Consider the following 19,582-nt stretch of genomic DNA (forward strand, 5'->3'; position numbering starts at 1 on the left):
GGGGCCTGGACTCCGGGGCACTGTCGTACGACGACGACAGAACGTACGGACAGCGACACCGGGAACGGCGACGCCGTGTTCGACACCGGTCCCTTCGCGGGAACGGCGAAACAGCCGGCGACGCGCACCTGTGGTGCCCGCCCGCCGCGCACTGCCTCCCATCCGGACTTTAACCGTCGGTCCAGGAATTTCACCTGGTCAACCGGCCACTGGACGTGACCGGGTCGCGGACTGTAACCGCCGGTTCGGACTTTCACCGACCCCGGAGTGCGCTGCTTCTGGTACACGCCCAGTCTGCCACGTCCTGTCGATGTGCATGCATACGGTTGCTGTGGGCTGACTCACAGCACCCTGCGATGGATATCGGCGCCGATCGGGAATACGAGGCCGGTGGGTACGCGCGCCACCGTCGTGGCTGGTCGCGCAGTTCCCCGCGCCCCTGAAGCGAGCTCCGCTCGCCCAGGGGCGCGGGGAACTGCGCGAGAAGCCCCACCGGGCCGCAGGCGTTCGGCGGTCTGGGGGCCTACGGCGCGAACACGATGTCCTGGGCGGCCTCGCGGGCCATCAGCAAGGCCCCGCGCAACACGGCCCCACCCCCGAGCTCCCCCGCCCGCACCTCGGTGGCCAGCGGGGACATCAGGGCCAGCCGCGCGGCGACCCGTTCGGCGAGGACGTCACCGCCCGCCCGCCCGACCTCCCCGGCAAGCACCACGCAGCCAGGGTCGAGTACGGCCACGACGGCGGCGGCCCCGAGCACCACCCGGTCGGCCAGCACGTCGAGGAACCCGTCCGCGCCGGAGGCCACGGCGGTGCGGACCACCTCGGCGGCCCGTCCCACGGGCTCCCCCGGCCCCACGAGCCCGTGCTCCACGGCGAGTTCGAGGATCGCGGCCGAGCCGGCCAGCGAGTGGAAGCCCCCGTCACAGTTCACGGCGGACGGCACACCGCCGGTGCCCGGCACGGGCAGGAACCCCACCTCCCCGGTACCGCCGGAGGCCCCGCGGCGCAGCCTGCCGTCCAGGACGACGGCCGCGCCGATGCCGAGCCCGAGCCACAGCAGCACGAACGTGTCCCGGTCCCGGGTGGCACCGTCGCGCTGCTCGGCGAGGGCGGCGAGGTTCGTCTCGTTCTCCACGAGGACGCGCGCGGGCAGCCGTTCCTGGAGAGCGGCGATCAACCGGCGGTGCCACAGCGGCAGTCCGGAGGAGTCGCGCAGCTCGCCGGTCGCGGGGTCGATGAGACCGGGGGCGCCGACCCCGACGGTGTGCAGGGCCCCGGCGCCGACCTCCTTGGCGGTGCGCTCCAGGAGGGCGACGGCGCGCTCGACGGCGGCGCCGGTCTCCTCCCCCACCGCGACGGGGACGGATGCCTCCGCCAGGACGGTGCCGAGCAGATCGGCGACGACCAGCCGGACCCCCTCGGTGCGCACGTCGAGGGCGGCGAGGTGGGCGCGGTCGGCCACGATCCCGTACAGCTTGGCGTTCGGCCCGCGGCGCTGCGCCCCGGTCTCCCCGACGACCGCGACGAGGCCGGAGGCCGTGAGGCGTTCGACCAGGTCGGCGACGGTGGGCCGGGACAGTCCGGTGCGCTCCTTGAGCTGGCCCGCGGTGAGCGGTCCTTCCTCCTGGAGGAAGCGCAGCGCGAGCCGGTCGTTGATGGCTCGGGCGGTCCTCGGCGATGCGGGCATGGCGGGATCCTACGGCTCGGAGGCGGAAACGGGTTAACTATCAGGCAGGGTTCCTGATAGTTTACGGCGGCACCGTGACGGACGAGCATGGGCACACACCGGGAGGGGCCCGCGAGATGAGTGAAGTCATATACGGAACAGGGGAGTTGAAGCGGGCGCGGTACGCCGTCGCGACCGTCTTCTGCGTCCATGGGGCCGTGACGGGTTCGTTCGCGACCCGGGTGCCCTGGATCCAGGAGCACGCGGGCGTCAGCGCGGGCCAGCTCGGGCTCGCGCTCGCCTTCCCGGCGATCGGCGCGTCCGTGGCGATGCCGCTGGCCGGCAGCATCAGCCACCGGTTCGGGGCCAGGACCGCGCTGCGCGGACTGCTCGCACTGTGGACGCTGGCGCTGACCCTGCCCTCCCTCGCGCCGAATCTGCTCACGCTCTGCGTGGCCCTGTTCGTCTACGGCGCGACGGCCGGCATGTCGGACGTGGCGATGAACGCCCTCGGCGTGGAGGTCGAGACCCGGCTCGACAAGTCGATCATGTCGGGGCTGCACGGCATGTGGAGCGCGGGCGCCCTGATCGGCTCGGCGGGCGGCACGCTCGCCGCGCATCTGGGCGCGGACGCCCGGCTGCACCACGTACTCGCCGCCGCGGTGCTGACCGTCGCCGGGTTCACCGCCTGTCAGTGGGTGCTGGATCTGCGGGCGACCGAGGACGAGGAGCCGCCGCCGCGCTTCGCGCTGCCCCCGAAGTCGGCGCTGCTGATCGGCGCGGTCGGGTTCTGCGCGGTGTTCGCCGAGGGCGCCAGCCTGGACTGGTCGGCGGTCTATCTGAAGGACGTGCTCGACACGTCGGCGGGGCTCGCCGCCGCCTGCACCACCGGCTTCACCCTCACCATGGCGGTCGCGCGGATCGCGGGCGACAAGGTCGTGGACCGGTTCGGGGCCGTGCGCACCGTGCGGATCAGCGGGATCGGCGCGGCGGTCGGCGCCCTGATGGTGGTCGTCGCGCCGAACCCGGCCGTGGCCATGGCCGGATTCGGGCTGCTCGGTCTCGGCATCGCGGTGGTCGTGCCGCTCGCCTTCGCGGCGGCCGGGCGCAGCGGGCCGAACCCGAGCCTGGCCATCGCCGGTGTCGCCACGATCACGTACACCTCGGGGCTCGTCGCGCCGTCCGCGATCGGCACGATCGCCCAGGCGACGAGCCTGGTGGTGTCGTTCGGCCTGGTCACCGTGCTGGCCTGCGGGCTCGCGGTGTTCGCGGGGGTGCTGCGTGCCGGTGACCGGACCCGGACGACGGTGCCGGAGCAGGTCAGCCCTGCGGCAGCAGATCCTGCGCGCAAGCCCTGAACGCGTCGCTCCAGCGGGTGGGGCGCAGCGTCCCCGGATCGAGCCGGACCAGGACGCGCGTCCCGCGCGCGTGGGTGGTCGCGCCGTCCGCCGAGCAGAAGCGGAAGCCGTAGGTCAGGCCGGTGTTGCCGAGCCGCTCGATCCACAGGTGCACGGCGTACGCGCCCGGGCGCAGGACCGGGACCTCGTAGCTGACGGTGAGTTCCTTGACCGCGTTGCAGAAGTCGCCGGCCGCGTCCCAGTCGCCTTCGAAGACGAGACCGCGCTCGTTCCACAGGGCCGTCCAGGCGCGCTCGACGAGGACCGGGTAGCGGGCGTTGTGCAGCATGCCCAGCGCGTCGAGGTCGTCGAAGTGGACGTGGACGGGAACGAGCAGGCCGGGGCGGCCGGTGCTGCCGGTGGTGTGGTCGGGGGCGACGGCGGTCACGGATGGGGCTCCTGGTGCGGTACGGGTGGGAGCGTCATCGTACGGCGCCGACCTAAGCAAACGCTCAGCAGGGCCGCGTGACCTGCGCCTCGGCGACGCCCGCGGACGGCGACGGGCACGACAAGAACTCGCACTTACGTCGCATTAACATGAGGCGATCGTTTCAGGCCACAGAAAGCAGAGTGCGCACATGGACCTCGGCGTCCGCTGGAAGCTTCACGGCGACGGGAAGACCCCGGCCCCGGGAGCCGTCGTCCGCCCCGACGAGCGGCTGTCCTGGCCGCGCACGATCGGGCTCGGCGCCCAGCACGTGGTCGCGATGTTCGGCGCCTCATTCGTGGCCCCGGTCCTCATGGGTCTCGACCCGAACCTCGCGATCATGATGTCCGGTGTCGCGACGGTCATCTTCCTGCTGGCCACGCGCGGCCGGGTGCCCAGCTACCTGGGCTGTTCGCTCTCCTTCGTGGGCGTCGCCGCGGTGATCCGGGCCTCGGGCGGCTCCAGCGCCACGGTCACCGGCGCGGTCTTCGTCGTCGGCGTGCTGCTCTTCGTCGTCGGTCTCGCGGTGCAGAAGTTCGGGGCGCGGATCATCCACGCCGCGATGCCGCCGATCGTGACCGGCGCGGTCGTGATGCTGATCGGCTTCAACCTGGCACCGGTCACGGCCTCCACGTACTGGCCGACCGACCAGTGGACGGCGCTGCTCGTCATGCTGTTCACCGGATTGGCCGTGGTGTGCCTGCGCGGCTTCTGGTCGCGGATCGCGATCTTCCTCGGCCTGATCTTCGGCTACGCGGTCTCGTGGCTGTTCGACCAGGTCTTCGGCAAGATCCACTCCACGAACGGCGGCACCGAGGCCGTGGACCACTGGCGTCTGGACCTCTCCGGCGTCGGCAAGGCCGACTGGATCGGGCTGCCCTCCTTCCACGCCCCGTCGTTCGAGTGGTCCGCGATCCTCGTCGCGCTGCCGGTGATCATCGCGCTGATCGCGGAGAACGCCGGACATGTGAAGGCCGTCGGCGAGATGACCGGCGACAACCTCGACGGCAAGCTGGGCACCGCGATCTCCGCCGACGGCGTCGCGTCCATGCTCTCCACCGCCGTGGGCGGCCCGCCCAACACCACGTACTCCGAGAACATCGGCGTGATGGCCGCGACCCGCGTCTACTCGACGGCGGCCTACTGGGCGGCGGCCGGATTCGCGCTGCTCTTCGGCCTGTGCCCGAAGTTCGGCGCGATCGTGGCCGCGATCCCGGGCGGCGTGCTCGGCGGCATCACCGTCATCCTCTACGGCATGATCGGCCTGCTCGGCGCGCAGATCTGGATCAACGCCAAGGTCGATCTGCGCAACCCGCTGAACCTGGTGCCGGCCGCCGCGGGCATCATCATCGGCGTCGGCAACGTGTCCCTGAAGTTCAGCGACAACTTCTCGCTGAGCGGCATCGCCCTCGGCACGATCGTGGTCATCACCGGCTATCACGCGCTGCGGGCGATGGCCCCCGCCCACCTCAAGCAGCAGGAGCCGCTGCTCGACCAGGGCACGTCCACGTACGACGACGGGAAGACGGCCGACCCGCGATAGGCCTCAGCCCTTGGCGAGTTCGTAGGCATAGCCGGGCACGAACGTGCCCGGCTCTCCCTTGCAGCCGTCCGACTCCCCCGGCAGCTTCACCCACAGATAGGCGTCGATCCGCGGCCGGCCCGTGGTGAGGGTCGGCGGCTGTCCGATCCCGCGGCCGTCGGGGTCGCACCACGCGCCGCCCGGCGCCGCGCCGTTGCCGTTGCGGCTGGTGTCGATGACGGCGCCCAGGGAGTCGGGGGCGCCCATCGCGGTGAGCATCCGGCGGGCGTACGCGATCTCGTCGTCGGTGCGGTTGAAGTTGGACACGTTGGTGAAGACGCCGTCGGACGAGGCCGGGGCGGCGGCGCCCGCGGCGCGCAGCCGGGCGGCCTGCGTTCCGGCGGGGTTCCAGTCGGAGTGCCCGGCGTCGTAGTAGACGCGCGCCCGCGGGTTCGCCGTCTTCATCACGCGGCCCGCGCGCGCCAACGCCGCGTAGCGGTCCGCCCGTTGGCTCCCGCTCAGGCAATCGGTCTGGGAGAGCGCGTCCGGTTCCAGGATCACGATGACCTCGCGGGTGCCGAGCCCCGCCGCGAACCGGTCGATCCAGTCGTCGTACGCGCCGATGTCGGGCGCCCCGCCGTCGGAGGCGCCGCCGCAGTCGCGCTGCGGGATCGCGTACGCGACGACGACCGGCACCCGGCCAGCGCGCGCCGCACCGGAGGTCACCGCGCGCACCCGGGACGCGAGGGTGTCCGGTGCGAAGTCGGCGAACCAGACGGCGGCCGGCCGGGCCGCGATCCGGGACTCGATGAGCGGGCGGCGCGGGTCGGAGGGGTGGGCGCGCACCCAGTCGAGCACCTGGGAGCCGCCGTACCGGTACAGGCCGACGGGCGCGGGCATCCGGGTGACCGGCGCGGGACGGGTGGCCGTCGGCTTCGTCGGCCCGGGTTCCGGCGTCGCGGAACTCCGCGAGAGGGAGGGCGGGTCGGCGGTGGGTGTCCGGCTCGGCACGGCGGGCAGCGGCGCCAGGCTGGGGACCGGGCTCACGGTGGGCCGCGCCGTGCCGTCGTCGCCCCGGTGCGCGTCGAGGGCGGACACCAGACCCGCGACGGTCCCGACGGCGGCCACGGCCGCGGCGGCGGTGACCATCGCGCCCCGCCACACCGTCCGCCGCCGGTCCGCCCGCCGTTCGGCGAGCCGCCCCGCTCTCGACCCTGACACCGTGCTCTCCCCCGGCTTCGCGGCCGCCGGTTCCCTCGTTTCGGGGAAGCCCCCGGCCAGCCGACGCCCGCGTCAGCCTAGGGCTGGGACGCTTCGTGCATGGCGCAGTTGGAACGCATCACGGGGCCGCTGATCCCGGCCCAAGGAGTCGACTCGGTGATCGCACGGATGCAGGCGGTCGCCGCGCATCTGCCGCCGCAGGACGGTGTGGCGGTGTTCAACCGGATCTATCTGTCGGTCACGGAAGCCGTGGATCACGCCATCGACCAGGGGTGTCGCGGCGGTTTCCCGGACCGCGCGGCCGCCGTCGCGCTGGACGTCCGGTTCGCCGAGCGCTATCTGACGGCGGTCGACGCGGCAGCCTGCGGGGTGCGGCCGCCGGCCTGCTGGCGGCCGGTGCTCCAGTTCCGCAGCCATCCCGGGGTACGTCCCCTGCAGTTCGCGCTCGCGGGCATCAACGCGCACATCGGCCACGATCTCGCGCTGGCCGTCGTGGACACCTGCCGTACGCTCGATTGCGAACCGGACTGTCTGGAGGACGAGTTCGACCGCGTCGGAGACGTCCTCGTCTCGCTGGAGGAGCACATCCGCGAGGAGCTGATGCCGGGCCCCGATCTCCTCCAGGTCGCCGATCCGCTCACCCACCTGCTCGGCTCCTGGAGCCTGGAGCGGGCCCGCGACGGGGCGTGGGCGGCGGCCCGCGCCCTGTGGGCCCTGCGCGAACTACCGCCACTCCAGGCCGAGTTCGCGCAACGCCTCGACGCGTCGGTGGGCCTGGTGGGCCGCATGCTGCTCACTCCGCTGCCCGCCTTCCCCGGCTGAAACCGGCCGCTCCGGCTCCGGAACTCCCCTGCCGCGCGGATACGTTGAAGGTGCGACATCCATCGCACCGGACACGTACGCGACGAAGGAGACCCGGATGACGACCCGACTCGGACTCGGACTCCCGCAGATGCGGCAGTACGCCATCGGCCGCGACATTCCCGACGTGGCGCGCGCCGCCGAGGCGACCGGCTACGAGAGCCTGTGGGTCTTCGAGCGGATCCTGTACCCCGAGCCCGCCCGGCAGGGTCTCTACGGGATTCCCGGGATGCCGTGGCCGGACGGATACCGCTCGGTCGCCGACCCGCTCGTCTCGCTCACCCTCGCGGCGGCGGCCACCTCCACCGCACGCCTCGGCACCAGTGTGCTGGTGGCCCCGCTGCACGTGCCGTTCCAGCTGGCGCGCTCACTGGCCTCGCTGGACGCGGCGAGCGACGGCCGGCTGGTGGCGGGGCTCGGCACGGGCTGGTCGCACGACGAGTACGCGGCGGCGGGCGTGGCGCCCTTCGAGCGGCGCGGCCGGGTCCTCGACGAGCTGATCGAGGTGTGCCGCGCGGTGTGGGGCCCGGACCCGGTCGCGTACGAGGGCGAGCTGACGACGATCGCGCCTTCCGTGGTCGGCCCCAAACCGGCGGGTCCCGTGCCGATCCTGCTCCCGGCGAGCAGCCCGAAGGCCCGGCGCCGCCTCGTCGACCGGGCGGACGGCTGGATGCCGGTGGGGATGGGGGCCGAGCCGCTGAAGCGGGAGTGGGCACAGCTGCGGGAACTGGCGGAGGAGCGCGGTCGTACGGAGCCGCTGCAGAGCGTGCTGCGGGTGAACACGGTCCGCACGCGCGAGCCGTACCCGGGCGACGACCGCCGGCCGTTCCAGGGCAGCGTCGACCAGATCGTCGAGGACCTGGTGGCGCACGACGAGGTGGGCCTGGACGAGATCCTGATCGATCTCCAGGGTCCGCTGCGCGACGCCGAGGAGCTGAAGGACGTGGCGGCGGAGGTCTACGAGAAGGCGCGGGCCGCGGGCGTCTGACCGGTTCCACAGGTCAAGGGCGACCGTGTCACGAAACGGTGCCGGTGGTCCGAACGGGGATACGAGGGAAACCCGCTCCACCACCGCCTTCCCGTGGCGCGTGTAACAGCCATGTAGGGGGAACGCGGAGGGTGGAACGGGCCGCGCGGCCGGTGAGTCTTCATGATCAGTGAGCCGCTCACGCCGGGTGGCCGCCACCGACCACGAAGGAAGCCACGATGCGCGTCCAGAAGTTCACCCTCGCCGCCGTCGCCCTCACCGCCGGCCTCGCCCTCACCGCCTGCCAGGACAACCAGGACAGCGGGGACGGGGCGTCGGGCTCGAACGACTCGGCCGCGGCGTCCTCGTCGTCCTCCTCGTCGGCGTCGGCGCCTTCGTCGTCCTCCGCTTCGTCCTCCGCTTCGTCCTCCGCGGCGTCCACGGACGGTGGCTCGTCGTCCGGCGACGACGCCCCGGGCAGCGGTGGCGGCCAGATCAACACCGGCCCGTGCAAGACCGCCGACCTCAGCTTCAGCACCGCCCACGGCATGGGCGAGGGCGACTTCATGGTCGCCATGAAGAACACCGGCGACGCCTGCTACCTCAAGGGTTTCCCCGGCGTCGACCTCAAGGCGGCCAACGGCGGGGGCAGCATCAGCGCCGGGCGCACCGGCACGGCCCCGGTCTCGGTCGTCCTCAAGAACGGCGAGGAGACCCGCTTCCACCTGCACTACACGCCGAACACCTCGGGCGGTTCCGGCGTCACCATCACCAGCCTCGTCGTCACGCCCCCGAACGAGACGCACTCCAAAAACGTGCCGGTCTCCCTGAACCTGCCGGTCTCCGACAAGCCCTCCGGCGGCGTCACCGTGGACCCGGTCGGCACCGGCAAGCAGTGAACGGGCGCGGGTTCAGCGCGCGGTCGGCGCCGGTGTCAGCAGGCCGCGCTCGGTGACCGCGGTGAGCGAGAGCGTGCGGTATCCCGCGTCGGCGAAGAGCACGGTGACGTGGCCGTCCTCCTGGCTCATGACCTCGCCCTCGCCCCAGGACGTGTGCCGCACGCGCTGTCCCGGAAGGAACATGTCGTCGCGCGGCTCGTCCCGGCGAGGTGCCGCGCCGCCGGTGCCGGCCAGTACGTCGTGCCGCTCCGCACGGGACGCGGCTTCGGGACGCGCGGGGGCGCACACGTCGCAGCCGGCACAGTTCTTCTTGGCGGGGGCCTCGCCGAAATAGCCCAGCAGATGGCGTCGGCGGCAGCCGGTCGTCTCCGCGTACGACCGCATCATCTCCAGGCGCGAGCGCTCCAGCCGGACGCGGGCGCCAGCGATGCGCAGCGCCTCCTCGGCACAGGTGTCGCGCCGGGCACCGGGGACCGCGTGGACGACCCCCTCGGCGGCGAACTGGACGCCGCCCGCTTCCTCCAAGAGGTGCAGCAGCGAGGTCAGCGCCGTCTGTGACAGGTCCGTCTCGTCGCGCAGAGCCGTGCCGGAGACACCGTCCTTGTGTGCGCGCACGGTGTCCATCACGCGCAGGAGTGTGTCCGCGTCGGGGCGGCCGCCCGCGCGATAGCGCTGGGACGCGAGGTCTTCGGGCCGGTACGCGAGGATCGCGGCCGCCGGTTCTCCGTCGCGGCCGGCGCGCCCCATCTCCTGGTAGTAGGCGTCGAGCGAGCCGGGAACGGTGGCGTGGAGCACGAAACGGATATCCGCTTTGTCGATTCCCATTCCGAATGCCGAAGTTGCGACGACGATGTCGAGCGCGCCGTCGCGGAATTTCTCGTGCGTACGGGCGCGTTCCGATGCGGAAAGGCCCGCATGATAGGCGGAACTGTCGAATCCGATGTCGGAGAGTTCCGCCGCGTATTGCTCGGCCTCCCGGCGCGTTCCGGCGTAGATGATTCCCGGTTTCGCCTCCGCCGACGCGCGTTCCACGACCCAGCGCCGTTTTTCCGCGTCCTTTTGGTGACGGACGACTTCCAAGTGAAGGTTGGGGCGGTCGAAACCCGCGACGACTTGATGCACGTCGCGCATGCCGAGGCGCTCGATGATGTCGGCGCGCACCGGCGCCGCGGCGCTCGCCGTCAGGGCCAGCAGAGGCGGCCGGCCGATCCGCTCGCGGACGCGCCCCAGGGCCAGGTAGTCGGGCCGGAAGTCGTGGCCCCACGTCGAGACGCAGTGGGCCTCGTCGATCACGAGCAGTGCGGGACGCGTGGCGGCGATCTCGGCCACGACGTCGTCCTTGGCCAGTTGTTCGGGAGAGACGAACAGGAAGTCCAGGGCGCCTTCGCGCATCCGCTCCCAGGCGTCCGTGTTGGCCCGGTCGCCCTGCGCGGAGTTGACGGCCCGCGCTCCGGGCCGGCCGCGCGCACCCGTGAGTGCGGCCACCTGATCGCGCTGCAGCGCGATCAGTGGCGACACGACCACGGCAGGCCCGCTCAAGAGGACACCCGGCACCTGGTAGACGGCCGACTTACCGGCGCCCGTGGGCATCACGACCATGGTGTCCCGCCCCGACATCACGGCGGTCATCGCGTCGAGCTGTGCGGCTCTCAGCTGCTTCCAGCCGAACACCTCACGGGCGCTGCGCCGGAGCCGTCGACGGAGGGACAGGTTCTTGAGGGGCATGCTCATCCCGCTTCGCGGCGGGCGGACTAGAAGTAGTGCTTGCGACCACCGACGGCCCGGCCGGTGGCGCCGAGAATCCACAGGATCGCGCCCACCAGGATCAGGATTCCACCTATGGTCGTCAGCAGGCCCATACCCACCAGCAGGCCGACGATCAGCAGGATCAGTCCAAGGAGAATCATCTCGAGTCCATTCGTCCGAGTCGTTTTCTACGAGCCAAGTCCGCGTACCCCGACCCGAACCGCATATGCGGCCGAGAAGAAGAATTGCGGCGAGTGCCGATCAAGGAGAGAACGGGGAGACGAAAAGCCACCGGAGTCACATCCGTCGCCTTCATCTCCACCGTCACCCGCCCGTCGCGCACTCGTTCTTGACCTCTTCCGCAGGCACGATTGCCCCACAACCAACCGCGCACGCATACAACCTTCATGAGATCGCGCGGGATGTGGTTCATCGGGGCACCCGGAGGGCTCGAAGTGATCCGAATCAGCCGAAAAGCCCCTAGTCCTCCGGCAGTTCGACGGGCGCGAGCGACTCGTAGAGGTCGCCCGGGCCCGGGTTGGTCGCGTCGGTGCCGCCGCCCAGGTGGTGCATGACGCCCCATACGGCGTTCAGCGCGGTCTGCACCGCGCCCTCGGCCCAGCCCGCGGTCCAGGAGATGTCGTCGCCGGCGAGGAAGAGCCCGCGGCGGTCGGCCGGGAGGGTGTCCTGCATGAAGTGGGTGAACAGGCGGCGCTGGTAGCGGTAGTGGCCCGGCAGGTTCGCCTTGAAGGCGCCCATGAAGTACGGCTCGTTCTCCCAGGAGACGGTGACCGGGTTGCCGATGATGTGCTTGCGGATGTCGACGTTCGGATAGATCTCGCCGAGCGACTTCAGCATCACTTCCAGCCGCTCGTTCGCCGACAGCGGCAGCCACTTCAGGCTGTCGTCGCACCAGGTGTAGGAGAGGCAGATGACGGCGGGCTTGTCCGGCCCGTCGTCCAGGAGGTAGGTGCCGCGCGTCATGCGGTCGGTGAGCGTCATCGACATGACGTCCCGGCCGGTGGGGTTGCCCTGGCCGTCGACGGCCTTGTCGAGCCAGAACGGCCGGTCGACCGGGACGAACAGCTTGCTGGACTCCATGTAGTGGGTGCGCTCGATGGCGGTCCAGTGGTCGATCGGGAAGAGCGCGTCGTCGCACGCCACCTTCGACAGCAGCATCCACGACTGGGCGGTGAAGATCGCGGCCTTGAACGTGCGGATGTCGCCCTCGGCGTCGGTCACGGTGACGCGGTTGCCCGCGGTGCGGGACAGCCGGGTGACGGCGGGACGCGGGGTGCGGTCGGAGTGCAGCGAGGCGAGGGAGGTGCCCGGCGCCCAGTGCACGAGCTTGTGCGGCTCGCGCTCCCACAGCCGCAGCGGAAGCTGCTGCGAGCCGCCGACGATGCCGCGGTGGTGGTCGTCGGCCTCGGTGTAGACGACGCGCAGGATCTCCAGGATCGAGTTCGGGAAGTCGGTGTCCCAGCCGCCGGTGCCGAAGCCGACCTGGCCGAAGATCTCCCGGTGCCGGAAGGACTTGAACGCCTCCGACTCGCACAGGAACCCGTAGAAGGTCTGGTTGTCGAGCTTCTCGACGAGCTTCGCCCAGATCTCCCGGATGCGGGGCACGTCCCGCTCGCGCATCGCCTGGTTCATGTCGGAGAAGTCGGCACCCTCCTCCAGGCAGGCGTTCCACGCGGCGGCGACATCGCGGTAGACCTGCGGCAGGTCGTCGATCGTCTCGGCGTAGTGCGACTCGCCCTTGAGGTCGACGACGGTCGAGGGGGTCGCCGGGGAGAGGGGGTTGGGGAACTCCCGGGTCTCCAGGCCCACCAGGTCGATGTAGTGCTGGAGCGCCGTCGACGACGGCGGGAAGCGCATCGCGCCCATCTCGGCGGTCAGCGCCGGGTCACAGCCGTCGAAGCCCACCGTCCGCAGCCGCCCGCCGATCTTGTCGGCCTCGTACACGACGGGCTTGAGGCCCATCTTCATCAGCTCGTACGCGGCGACGATGCCCGAGAGACCGCCGCCGATGACGGCGACCTCGGTGCCGTGCTCGGTCGCCGGTATCTGCCCCAGGCCCGCCGGGTGCGCGAGAAAGTCGTCGTACGCGTAGGGGAAGTCCGGCCCGAACATGGTGATCGGCGGCTGGGCGTCGGTGTGCTGGACGGCGGTGGGCACCGTGGACGTCATGGGGTGCGGACTCCTTGCGGACGCGGTTCAGACAGGAGCGTGCCCGGCCTGGGCGAGCTGAGGGGGTGCGGCCCGCGACAGATCGGCGGGCCTTGAGAACGGTACGTTTTCGCTGTTCGGCCGGACAAGACGGGACTGTTGCGTCTCCGTGTGCGATCTGTTGCGTACGAGGCGCCCTGAACGGCGATTCATTGCGCGCCGGGCGGCCCCGGCGGCGTTTCGCGTACGCGGGCCCTCAGGGCCCGGGCCGGGTCAGGCCGGCGAGCCCGAGGTGAAGCGGCGCATCAGCGGCGACAGGACGAGCACGGACTTGGTCCGCTCGACGAACGGCTCCCCCGCGATCCGCTCCAGGACCCGCTCGAAGTGCCGCATGTCGGAGGCGAAGACCTGCACCAGCGCGTCCGCGTCCCCGGTGACGGTGGACGCGGCCACGATCTCCGGATACCGCTCCAGGCCCCGCCGGATCGCGTCCGGCGAGGTGTTGCGACGGCAGTAGACCTCGATGAATCCCTCGGTCTCCCAGCCGAGCGCGGCCGGGTCGACCCGTACGGTGAAGCCGGTGATGGCGCCGGTGGCGCGCAGCCGGTCTACGCGCCGCTTCACGGCGGGCGCGGACAGGCCGACCAGCTGGCCGATGTCGGCGTAGGAGCGGCGGGCGTCCTCGGCGAGGGCGTGCACGATGCGTTCGTCGAGATCGTTCAGCAAGGCAGGAGGTTCACTTCTGGGCTGCGGGGTCAGCGGTGACTTCCGGGGCGGCGAGACGGGAGCGACGCATCCCGTAGCAGAAGTAGAACACGAGGCCGACGGCCATCCAGACACCGAAGACGATCCAGGTGATCGCGGACAAGCTGCCCATCATCCACACGCAGAAGCCGAAGCCGAGGACCGGCAGGACCGGGAAGAGCGGCACCCGGAAGGTGCGGTCCATCTCGGGGCGGGTCCGGCGCAGGAGCACCACGGCGACGTTGACCAGGGCGAACGCGAAGAGCGTGCCGATGCTGGTGGCGTCGGCGAGCTGGCCGAGCGGGATCGCGGCGGCCAGCACCCCGCAGAACAGGGAGACGATGACGGTGTTGGCGCGCGGCGCGCCCGTCTTCGGGTGGACCTTGGCGAACACCTTCGGCACGAGCCCGTCCCGGGACATCGCGAAGAGGATGCGCGTCTGCCCGTAGAGCACGGTCAGCACGACCGAGGCGATGGCGATGACGGCGCCCGCGGCAAGCAGCGTCGCCCAGAACGACTGGCCGGTGACGTCCTGCATGATCCCGGCGAGGGTGGCCTCGGTGTCGTCGAACTGCTTCCAGGGCCGGGCGCCGACGGCGACCGCGGCGACGAGCACGTACAGCGCGGTGACGATGACGAGGGAGAGCATGATCGCGCGGGGCAGGTCGCGCTGGGCGTTCTTCGCCTCCTCGCCCGCGGTGGAGGCGGCGTCGAAACCGATGTAGGAGAAGAAGAGCGTGGCCCCGGCCGCGCTGACTCCGGCCATGCCCAGCGGCATGAAGTGGGCGTAGTTGCCGGACTCGAAGCCCTTGAGGCCGATGGCGCAGAAGAGCAGCAGGGAGACGATCTTCACGACGACCATGATCGTGTTGGCGCGGGCGGACTCCCGGGCGCCGCCGAGCAGGAAGACCATCGCGAGCACGACCACGATGAGCGCAGGCAGGTTGAAGACGCCGCCGTCGCCGGGCGGCGCGGAGAGCGCGTCCGGGATGGTGACGCCGATGGTGCCGTCGAGCAGTTCGTTGAGGTATTCGCCCCAGCCGACGGCGACGGCGGCGACCGAGACCCCGTACTCCAGGATCAGACACCAGCCGCAGACCCAGGCGACCAGCTCGCCCATCGTTGCGTATGCGTACGAGTACGAGGAGCCCGCGACCGGGATGGTCCCGGCCAGTTCGGCGTACGAGAGGGCCGAGAAGAGCGCGGTCAGGCCGGCGATGACGAAGGAGAGGGTGACCGCGGGGCCGGCCTTCGGGACCGCCTCGCCGAGGACGACGAAGATGCCGGTGCCGAGCGTGGCCCCGATGCTGATCATGGTCAGCTGCCAGAGGCCGAGGGAGCGCCGCAGGGTGCCGCCCTCACCCTGGCCGCCCTCCGCGACCAGGCGTTCCACGGGTTTGCGCCGCATGAGACGGGCGACGGGCCCTGCGGAGGTTCCTGCTGCGGGTGGGGTTCCCTGGTCGAGCACGCGCTGGCTCCTTGATCGCTGCCGGTTTCAGTCGGCCGTGACGGAAGGAGACGTGACGGTCCACACCCTGGCCGGGGACCGCCGAGCAGGCCGTCCCCCGCCATGCCACGTACAGCGGATGACTCTAGAGGACGCCCGTTCCCGTCTGTAATGCAGCAACCTTGCGCGCACCCGCAAGATCGTTGCGCGTACCGCCGCACCGCACGTGTTCATTGCGTCGCCCGGCGACGCGAGGGGTGTCCGGTGTGTGCGAGGCCACATCGCACACGTGGGAGTGAAAGCCCGGGACCGGGGTATTCGGTACGGCCGCCCCTGCCTTCGACCGGGAAGATGACCTGACATCGACCCGGGCTTCGGCAGGGGCGGTTCGGGAAAGGCATCATGTGCTCGACGCACATGTCCGAAGACACGATGTGAGAGAGGCTCGTGAGTACCAGCGACACCGACATCCGCACCCTGCTGCTCGAGGCGCTGAGGGATCAGGACGACCAGATCGCCGGCCGCTGGACGACGCTCCAGCTGGAGCGGGCCGCACTCGGTACGGACATGAGCGAGGCCGAACTGCGCGAAGAGGCCCGCACCCTCGTCGACGCGCTCACGGACGCGCTGGCCGGCGACATCCCGGTCGAGCGCGTCGTGTCCGCGCACCGCGATCTGCGCGCGGCGGTCACGGAGATGTCGCTGCGCCGGGTCCGCGCGGGTGCCACCCCCACCGACACCTCGCTCGCGGTGCTCTCCCTCAAGGAGGCGCTGCTCGCGGCCGTGCAGCACACCACGCGGGACATGGGCGAGCTGTTCTCGGCGGCGATCCTGGTGAACCGGATGCTGGACACGGCGGGCGCGCTCTCGTTCGAGACCTACGTCGAGGGCCGTGAGGAGATCATCCGGCGGCAGAGCCGGCAGCTGCTGGAGCTGTCCACGCCGGTGGTGCGGCTGTGGAAGCACGTGCTCGCGGTGCCGCTGATCGGCACTCTGGACACGGCCCGCACACAGATCGTCATGGAGTCGCTGCTCCAGGCCATCCAGGACGACGAGGCGAAAGTCGCCATCATCGACATCACCGGGGTGCCGACCGTCGACACCGCGGTCGCCCAGCACCTCATGCAGACGGTCAACGCGGTCCGGCTGATGGGCGCGGACTGTGTCATCAGCGGGATCCGGCCGCCCATCGCCCAGACCATCGCCCAGTTGGGAATCGACCTGTCCACCATCCTGACCCGCGCCACCCTCGCCGACGCCCTGTCCGCGGCGGTCTGCATCACGGACCGGCCCGCCGTGGGTCTGGCCGTCGCCGGGTCGGCGGCGCGGTGACCACCCCGGGCCCGCAGGGCGTTCCCATTCTCCGGCTGGGCGACGTCCTGGTGACGGGGCTGCTCGCCGAGCTGGACGACAAGTCCGCCATCCTGTTCACGGACGAACTGACCGAGCGGATCGTGTCGGACCACGCCCGCGGTGTACTGATCGACATCTCCCGCCTGGAGATCATCGACTCGTTCGTGGCCCGTACGCTCATGGAGCTGACCACGATGGCCCGGCTGCTCGGAGCCCGGGTGATCGTCGCCGGGATGCGTCCCGCCATCGCCATCACGCTGGTCGAACTCGGCATCCGGCTGACGGGCGTGGAGACCGCGCTCAACGCGGAGCAGGCCCTGACCGCGCTCGGCTGGCAGCGGACCCTGGAGGCTCGCGGCCATGACCTTGTCGGATGAGCACGCGGCACCCGCGGCCCACTCCACGGGCCCGCAGATGACCGTGCAGCGCACGTACGAAGTACGGTCGGACGACGATCTGCTGACGGTCCGTCATGCGGTGCGGGCGGCCACGGTCGAGTGCGGCTTCGGGCTGGTCGACCAGACCCGGGTGGTGACCGCGGCGAGCGAACTCGCCCGCAACGCCTACGTCCACGGCAAGGGCGGCACCCTCACGGTGGAGCTCCTGACCCGGCCCGGCGGCAGCGGCATCCGGCTGGTGATCGGGGACGAGGGCCCCGGCATCGCGGACGTCGGCGCGGCGCTCCAGGACGGCTTCACCACCGGCGGCGGCCTCGGCCACGGCCTGGGCGGCGCGCGGCGGCTGATGGACGAGTTCCATGTCGACAGCCGGCCGGGAGCGGGGACGACCGTGACCGCGGTGCGCTGGACGGTGCGATGACCTACGCACTCAGCGACCCCGCGGTCACCGCGCGCGTCGTCGACCACGCCGGCGCCGTGCCCCACGCGGCGACGCCGACGCGAAGCGCCGCTCTGCTCGGCGGCCTGGACGACACCGCCGCCGAGCGGGCCGCGGTCCGCACCACCGAGCTCGCCGGGAACCTGCTGCGCCACGCGGTGGCCGGCGCCATGTACGTGCGGTGCCGTCCGCTGGGCGACGGCATCGATGTGGCCGCCTTTCTGCTCGGCATGCCGCCCCGGCTGCTCGCCGCCGCCCTGAGGCACGGCCACCGCAGCGCACGCGACGACGCGACCGCTCCGGTCTCCGGAGCGGCAAGGAGGAGTCCATGACCGACAAGGCGGCCGCGCACCAGCGCACGACGCACCGGTCGCTGCCCGAACTGCGCTCTGCCGTAAGGGCGTTGGCGGCCCGGGCGCACCTGCCGGCCGAGCTGCGCACCCGTCTCGCGCAGTCCGTGTCCCGGGTGGCCGAGACCGAACTGCGGGCGGGCCGGCTCGTCACCCTGGAAGCCGCGCCGGCCGCGGCGGACCGCGAGCTGACGGTGCGGCTGCGGGCACCGTCAGCGTCCGCCGTGGAGAGCCTGCCGCTGCCCGCCCAGCGCGAGGCGGACACCACGGTGTGGCGCATCCCGCTGCCCGCGCAGGCCCCTGTCCCGGCCCGGCGACAGCCGGACCCCTCCCCCGTGGAACTGCTGGAGGAGGAGCTGCGCGCGGCCGTGCACCGGGCCGACTCCCTGGAGGCGGACCGGCGCCACCTCACCCACGAGCTGGACGAGACCAACAGCGGTGTCCTCGCCCTGTACGTGCAGTTGGAGGAGCGTGACGAACAGCTGCGGCGCGCGCACGGCCAGATGCTGCGCGAGCTGGAGGACGCGCTGCGCCCGGCGCCGATCAAAGTCGACGGCCTGGAGCTGGCCATCCACTACGCACCGGCCGGCACCGACACCCCGACGGGCGGCGATCTCTACGACTGGTTCCAGCTCCCCGACGGCACCGTGCACATCACGGTCGTCGACGCCCTGGGACACGGCGTCACCAGTACCCGCAGCGCCCTGGACGTCACCCACGCCGTGCGCACCCTCACCCTGGAGGGCCACTCGCTGGAGACGATCGTGCGGCGCACCGACGAGATCCTGCTCCCCTACGACCGGGAGCTGATGGCAACGGTGCAGCTGGTCCGCATCGACCCGGTCTCCGGCCGGATCGCCGTCGCCAACGGCAGCCATCCGCCGCCCCTGCTGGTGGGCGGCGACGGCAGCGCCCGCTTCCTGGAGGTGCGCGGCCGGGGCATCGGCTATCCGATGGCGGGCAGCGAAGGTCTGCGGCACGAACGGCTCGACCGCGACGACCTGCTCGTCCTGTACACGGACGGCCTGACCGAGAGCCGCCGCGACCCCTACGAAGGGGAACGCCGGCTGACCGCGGCGGCCGTCCGCCACCGGCACCGCCCCACCGAAGAGATCCCCGGGGCCCTCGCACAGGAGATGCACACCGTGATCCTGCATCCGGACGACACCCTCGCCCTCACCGTACGGAGAAGCCGATGACCCATGCCGCGCCCGAGTCGATACCCGGGGACTCCTCCCACGTGCTGCGGTTCGCCACCGCACCGGGCCCGGACGGTCCGGTGGTCGCCCTCACCGGCGACCTGGACTACGAGAGCGCGCCGCGGCTGCTCGACGCCCTCACCGGGTTCGTGGTACCGGACGGGGAGACGCTCACCCTCGATCTGTCGGACGTACGGTTCTTCGACTCGGGCGGCATCAACGCCCTGCTGCGGGCGCGCCGCGCGTTGCAGGAGCGGAACTCCGACCTTGCGGTGTCCAAGCTGTCGCCGGTCGTCGAGCGGATCTTCCGGATCACCGGGCTCGACACGGTCCTGGTGCCCGACGGCCCGGCCGGATCCGGTACCGGTACCGATCCGTCGGCGGGGTAGCCGGTACAGATGGAGATCGTGATGGACGGTCCCCTGACGGGGACAGAGGCCCGGCAGTCGGCTGCCCGGTTCCTCGCCGAGCACTGCCCCTGGGCCGACACGGACGCGGTGCTCCTGGTCGTGTCGGAGCTGGTCACGAACGCGTCCCGGCACACGGGCGCGCTGGCGAGGCTGCGGCTGCGCGTGGACGCGGGCGGGCTCGCGGTGGAGGTGGAGGACGCGGATCCGCGCGCTCCGGTGCCGCGGACGCCGGATCTCGGCGGCGGGGGCGGCTTCGGCTGGCACATGGTGGAGCGGCTGGCCGAGCAGCTCTCGGTGCGTCCGTCGGCGGACGGCAAGTGCATCGCGGCCGGGTGGGCGGCGCCGACAGCGGTGTGAACGGGGCGCG

General features: G+C 71.7%; 20 protein-coding genes and 1 riboswitch. Of the genes, 12 read left to right on the forward strand and 8 right to left on the reverse strand.

The features are described 5' to 3' along the window. Nucleotides 1–144: 144 nt before the first annotated feature. Nucleotides 145–275, reverse strand: a riboswitch (FMN riboswitch). Nucleotides 276–523: 248 nt separating this feature from the next. After that, nucleotides 524–1,687, reverse strand: coding sequence for an ROK family transcriptional regulator (locus K377_RS24255; protein WP_111665613.1), 1,164 nt, complete (start codon nucleotides 1,685–1,687; stop codon nucleotides 524–526). A gap of 116 nt (nucleotides 1,688–1,803) precedes the next feature. On the opposite strand from K377_RS24255, the gene K377_RS24260 reads away from it, so the two are divergent. Continuing rightward, nucleotides 1,804–3,024 (forward strand): MFS transporter, encoded by a 1,221-nt coding sequence (locus K377_RS24260; RefSeq protein WP_111665614.1) that lies wholly within the window; start codon nucleotides 1,804–1,806, stop codon nucleotides 3,022–3,024. On the opposite strand, the gene K377_RS24265 is transcribed toward K377_RS24260, so the two are convergent. After that, entirely contained in the window at nucleotides 2,987–3,451 is a 465-nt protein-coding gene (locus K377_RS24265; RefSeq protein ID WP_258395113.1) for a thioesterase family protein, read from the reverse strand. The genes K377_RS24260 and K377_RS24265 overlap by 38 nt on opposite strands. A 190-nt stretch (nucleotides 3,452–3,641) precedes the next feature. Here K377_RS24265 and K377_RS24270 point away from each other — a divergent pair, with 190 nt between their 5' ends. Continuing rightward, complete coding sequence (locus K377_RS24270) at nucleotides 3,642–5,033, forward strand: uracil-xanthine permease family protein (protein WP_111665615.1); 1,392 nt, start codon at nucleotides 3,642–3,644, stop codon at nucleotides 5,031–5,033. A 3-nt stretch (nucleotides 5,034–5,036) separates the two neighbouring features. On the opposite strand, the gene K377_RS24275 is transcribed toward K377_RS24270, so the two are convergent. Then, nucleotides 5,037–6,161 carry a glycoside hydrolase family 6 protein gene (locus K377_RS24275; RefSeq protein ID WP_111665616.1) on the reverse strand — a complete coding sequence of 375 codons (1,125 nt, stop codon included), beginning with the start codon at nucleotides 6,159–6,161 and terminating at the stop codon, nucleotides 5,037–5,039. 171 nt (nucleotides 6,162–6,332) lie between these two features. On the opposite strand from K377_RS24275, the gene K377_RS24280 reads away from it, so the two are divergent. The 3 genes from K377_RS24280 (at nucleotide 6,333) to K377_RS24290 (ending at nucleotide 8,960) form a co-directional block, all read left to right on the forward strand. Beyond that, a complete protein-coding gene (locus tag K377_RS24280; RefSeq protein ID WP_111665617.1) occupies nucleotides 6,333–7,055 on the forward strand; it encodes a DUF5995 family protein in 723 nt (240 codons plus the stop codon). Between the two features lie 97 nt (nucleotides 7,056–7,152). Then, a complete protein-coding gene (locus K377_RS24285; protein WP_111665618.1) occupies nucleotides 7,153–8,082 on the forward strand; it encodes an LLM class F420-dependent oxidoreductase in 930 nt (309 codons plus the stop codon). A gap of 218 nt (nucleotides 8,083–8,300) precedes the next feature. After that, nucleotides 8,301–8,960, forward strand: coding sequence for a DUF4232 domain-containing protein (locus tag K377_RS24290; RefSeq protein WP_111665619.1), 660 nt, complete (start codon nucleotides 8,301–8,303; stop codon nucleotides 8,958–8,960). Nucleotides 8,961–8,972: 12 nt separating this feature from the next. Here the strand turns inward: K377_RS24290 and K377_RS24295 are convergent, their stop codons facing one another. From K377_RS24295 to K377_RS24315, 5 genes are all read right to left on the reverse strand, one after another. After that, entirely contained in the window at nucleotides 8,973–10,685 is a 1,713-nt protein-coding gene (locus tag K377_RS24295) for a RecQ family ATP-dependent DNA helicase (protein ID WP_237551401.1), read from the reverse strand. A gap of 26 nt (nucleotides 10,686–10,711) precedes the next feature. After that, nucleotides 10,712–10,867: a hypothetical protein gene (locus K377_RS24300; RefSeq protein WP_111665621.1), complete on the reverse strand. Its 156-nt coding sequence runs from the start codon at nucleotides 10,865–10,867 to the stop codon at nucleotides 10,712–10,714. Nucleotides 10,868–11,186: 319 nt separating this feature from the next. Beyond that, on the reverse strand, nucleotides 11,187–12,896 hold the full coding sequence (locus K377_RS24305) for an NAD(P)/FAD-dependent oxidoreductase (RefSeq protein WP_111665622.1): 1,710 nt from the start codon (nucleotides 12,894–12,896) through the stop codon (nucleotides 11,187–11,189). Nucleotides 12,897–13,148: 252 nt separating this feature from the next. Next, nucleotides 13,149–13,601, reverse strand: coding sequence for an Lrp/AsnC family transcriptional regulator (locus tag K377_RS24310; protein WP_111665623.1), 453 nt, complete (start codon nucleotides 13,599–13,601; stop codon nucleotides 13,149–13,151). A 10-nt stretch (nucleotides 13,602–13,611) separates the two neighbouring features. Beyond that, a complete protein-coding gene (locus K377_RS24315; protein ID WP_111665624.1) occupies nucleotides 13,612–15,087 on the reverse strand; it encodes an amino acid permease in 1,476 nt (491 codons plus the stop codon). A gap of 426 nt (nucleotides 15,088–15,513) precedes the next feature. Here K377_RS24315 and K377_RS24320 point away from each other — a divergent pair, with 426 nt between their 5' ends. The 7 genes from K377_RS24320 to K377_RS24350 are packed head-to-tail and all read left to right on the forward strand — an operon-like array spanning nucleotide 15,514 to nucleotide 19,572. Further along, entirely contained in the window at nucleotides 15,514–16,398 is an 885-nt protein-coding gene (locus tag K377_RS24320; RefSeq protein WP_111665625.1) for an STAS domain-containing protein, read from the forward strand. Beyond that, the gene (locus K377_RS24325; RefSeq protein WP_111665626.1) at nucleotides 16,395–16,796 is read left to right on the forward strand and encodes an STAS domain-containing protein; all 402 of its coding nucleotides are present in this window, start codon (nucleotides 16,395–16,397) and stop codon (nucleotides 16,794–16,796) included. Before K377_RS24320 ends, K377_RS24325 begins: the two co-directional genes overlap by 4 nt. After that, nucleotides 16,780–17,238 carry an ATP-binding protein gene (locus K377_RS24330; RefSeq protein ID WP_111665627.1) on the forward strand — a complete coding sequence of 153 codons (459 nt, stop codon included), beginning with the start codon at nucleotides 16,780–16,782 and terminating at the stop codon, nucleotides 17,236–17,238. Before K377_RS24325 ends, K377_RS24330 begins: the two co-directional genes overlap by 17 nt. Further along, the gene (locus K377_RS24335) at nucleotides 17,235–17,588 is read left to right on the forward strand and encodes a hypothetical protein (protein ID WP_111665628.1); all 354 of its coding nucleotides are present in this window, start codon (nucleotides 17,235–17,237) and stop codon (nucleotides 17,586–17,588) included. Before K377_RS24330 ends, K377_RS24335 begins: the two co-directional genes overlap by 4 nt. Then, on the forward strand, nucleotides 17,585–18,805 hold the full coding sequence (locus K377_RS24340; RefSeq protein ID WP_111665629.1) for a PP2C family protein-serine/threonine phosphatase: 1,221 nt from the start codon (nucleotides 17,585–17,587) through the stop codon (nucleotides 18,803–18,805). Before K377_RS24335 ends, K377_RS24340 begins: the two co-directional genes overlap by 4 nt. Then, nucleotides 18,802–19,194, forward strand: a complete 393-nt coding sequence (locus K377_RS24345; protein ID WP_111665630.1) for an STAS domain-containing protein — start codon at nucleotides 18,802–18,804, stop codon at nucleotides 19,192–19,194. The genes K377_RS24340 and K377_RS24345 overlap by 4 nt, the downstream gene beginning before the upstream one ends. Nucleotides 19,195–19,215: 21 nt before the next feature. After that, nucleotides 19,216–19,572, forward strand: coding sequence for an ATP-binding protein (locus K377_RS24350; protein ID WP_237551402.1), 357 nt, complete (start codon nucleotides 19,216–19,218; stop codon nucleotides 19,570–19,572). Nucleotides 19,573–19,582: the final 10 nt, after the last annotated feature.

The sequence above is a fragment of the Streptomyces sp. PsTaAH-137 genome (genome assembly GCF_003259365.1).
Lineage (GTDB): Bacteria > Actinomycetota > Actinomycetes > Streptomycetales > Streptomycetaceae > Streptomyces.

Excerpts from the sequence above, each read along its gene's own strand:
- K377_RS24255 (WP_111665613.1), bottom strand. The coding sequence starts at position 1,687 with ATGCCCGCATCGCCGAGGACCGCCCGAGCCATCAACGACCGGCTCGCG.
- K377_RS24260 (WP_111665614.1), top strand. The coding sequence starts at position 1,804 with ATGAGTGAAGTCATATACGGAACAGGGGAGTTGAAGCGGGCGCGGTAC.
- K377_RS24270 (WP_111665615.1), top strand. The coding sequence starts at position 3,642 with ATGGACCTCGGCGTCCGCTGGAAGCTTCACGGCGACGGGAAGACCCCG.
- K377_RS24275 (WP_111665616.1), bottom strand. The coding sequence starts at position 6,161 with ATGGTCACCGCCGCCGCGGCCGTGGCCGCCGTCGGGACCGTCGCGGGT.
- K377_RS24280 (WP_111665617.1), top strand. The coding sequence starts at position 6,333 with ATGGCGCAGTTGGAACGCATCACGGGGCCGCTGATCCCGGCCCAAGGA.
- K377_RS24285 (WP_111665618.1), top strand. The coding sequence starts at position 7,153 with ATGACGACCCGACTCGGACTCGGACTCCCGCAGATGCGGCAGTACGCC.
- K377_RS24290 (WP_111665619.1), top strand. The coding sequence starts at position 8,301 with ATGCGCGTCCAGAAGTTCACCCTCGCCGCCGTCGCCCTCACCGCCGGC.
- K377_RS24295 (WP_237551401.1), bottom strand. The coding sequence starts at position 10,685 with ATGCCCCTCAAGAACCTGTCCCTCCGTCGACGGCTCCGGCGCAGCGCC.
- K377_RS24300 (WP_111665621.1), bottom strand. The coding sequence starts at position 10,867 with ATGATTCTCCTTGGACTGATCCTGCTGATCGTCGGCCTGCTGGTGGGT.
- K377_RS24305 (WP_111665622.1), bottom strand. The coding sequence starts at position 12,896 with ATGACGTCCACGGTGCCCACCGCCGTCCAGCACACCGACGCCCAGCCG.
- K377_RS24330 (WP_111665627.1), top strand. The coding sequence starts at position 16,780 with ATGACCTTGTCGGATGAGCACGCGGCACCCGCGGCCCACTCCACGGGC.
- K377_RS24335 (WP_111665628.1), top strand. The coding sequence starts at position 17,235 with ATGACCTACGCACTCAGCGACCCCGCGGTCACCGCGCGCGTCGTCGAC.
- K377_RS24340 (WP_111665629.1), top strand. The coding sequence starts at position 17,585 with ATGACCGACAAGGCGGCCGCGCACCAGCGCACGACGCACCGGTCGCTG.
- K377_RS24345 (WP_111665630.1), top strand. The coding sequence starts at position 18,802 with ATGACCCATGCCGCGCCCGAGTCGATACCCGGGGACTCCTCCCACGTG.
- K377_RS24350 (WP_237551402.1), top strand. The coding sequence starts at position 19,216 with ATGGACGGTCCCCTGACGGGGACAGAGGCCCGGCAGTCGGCTGCCCGG.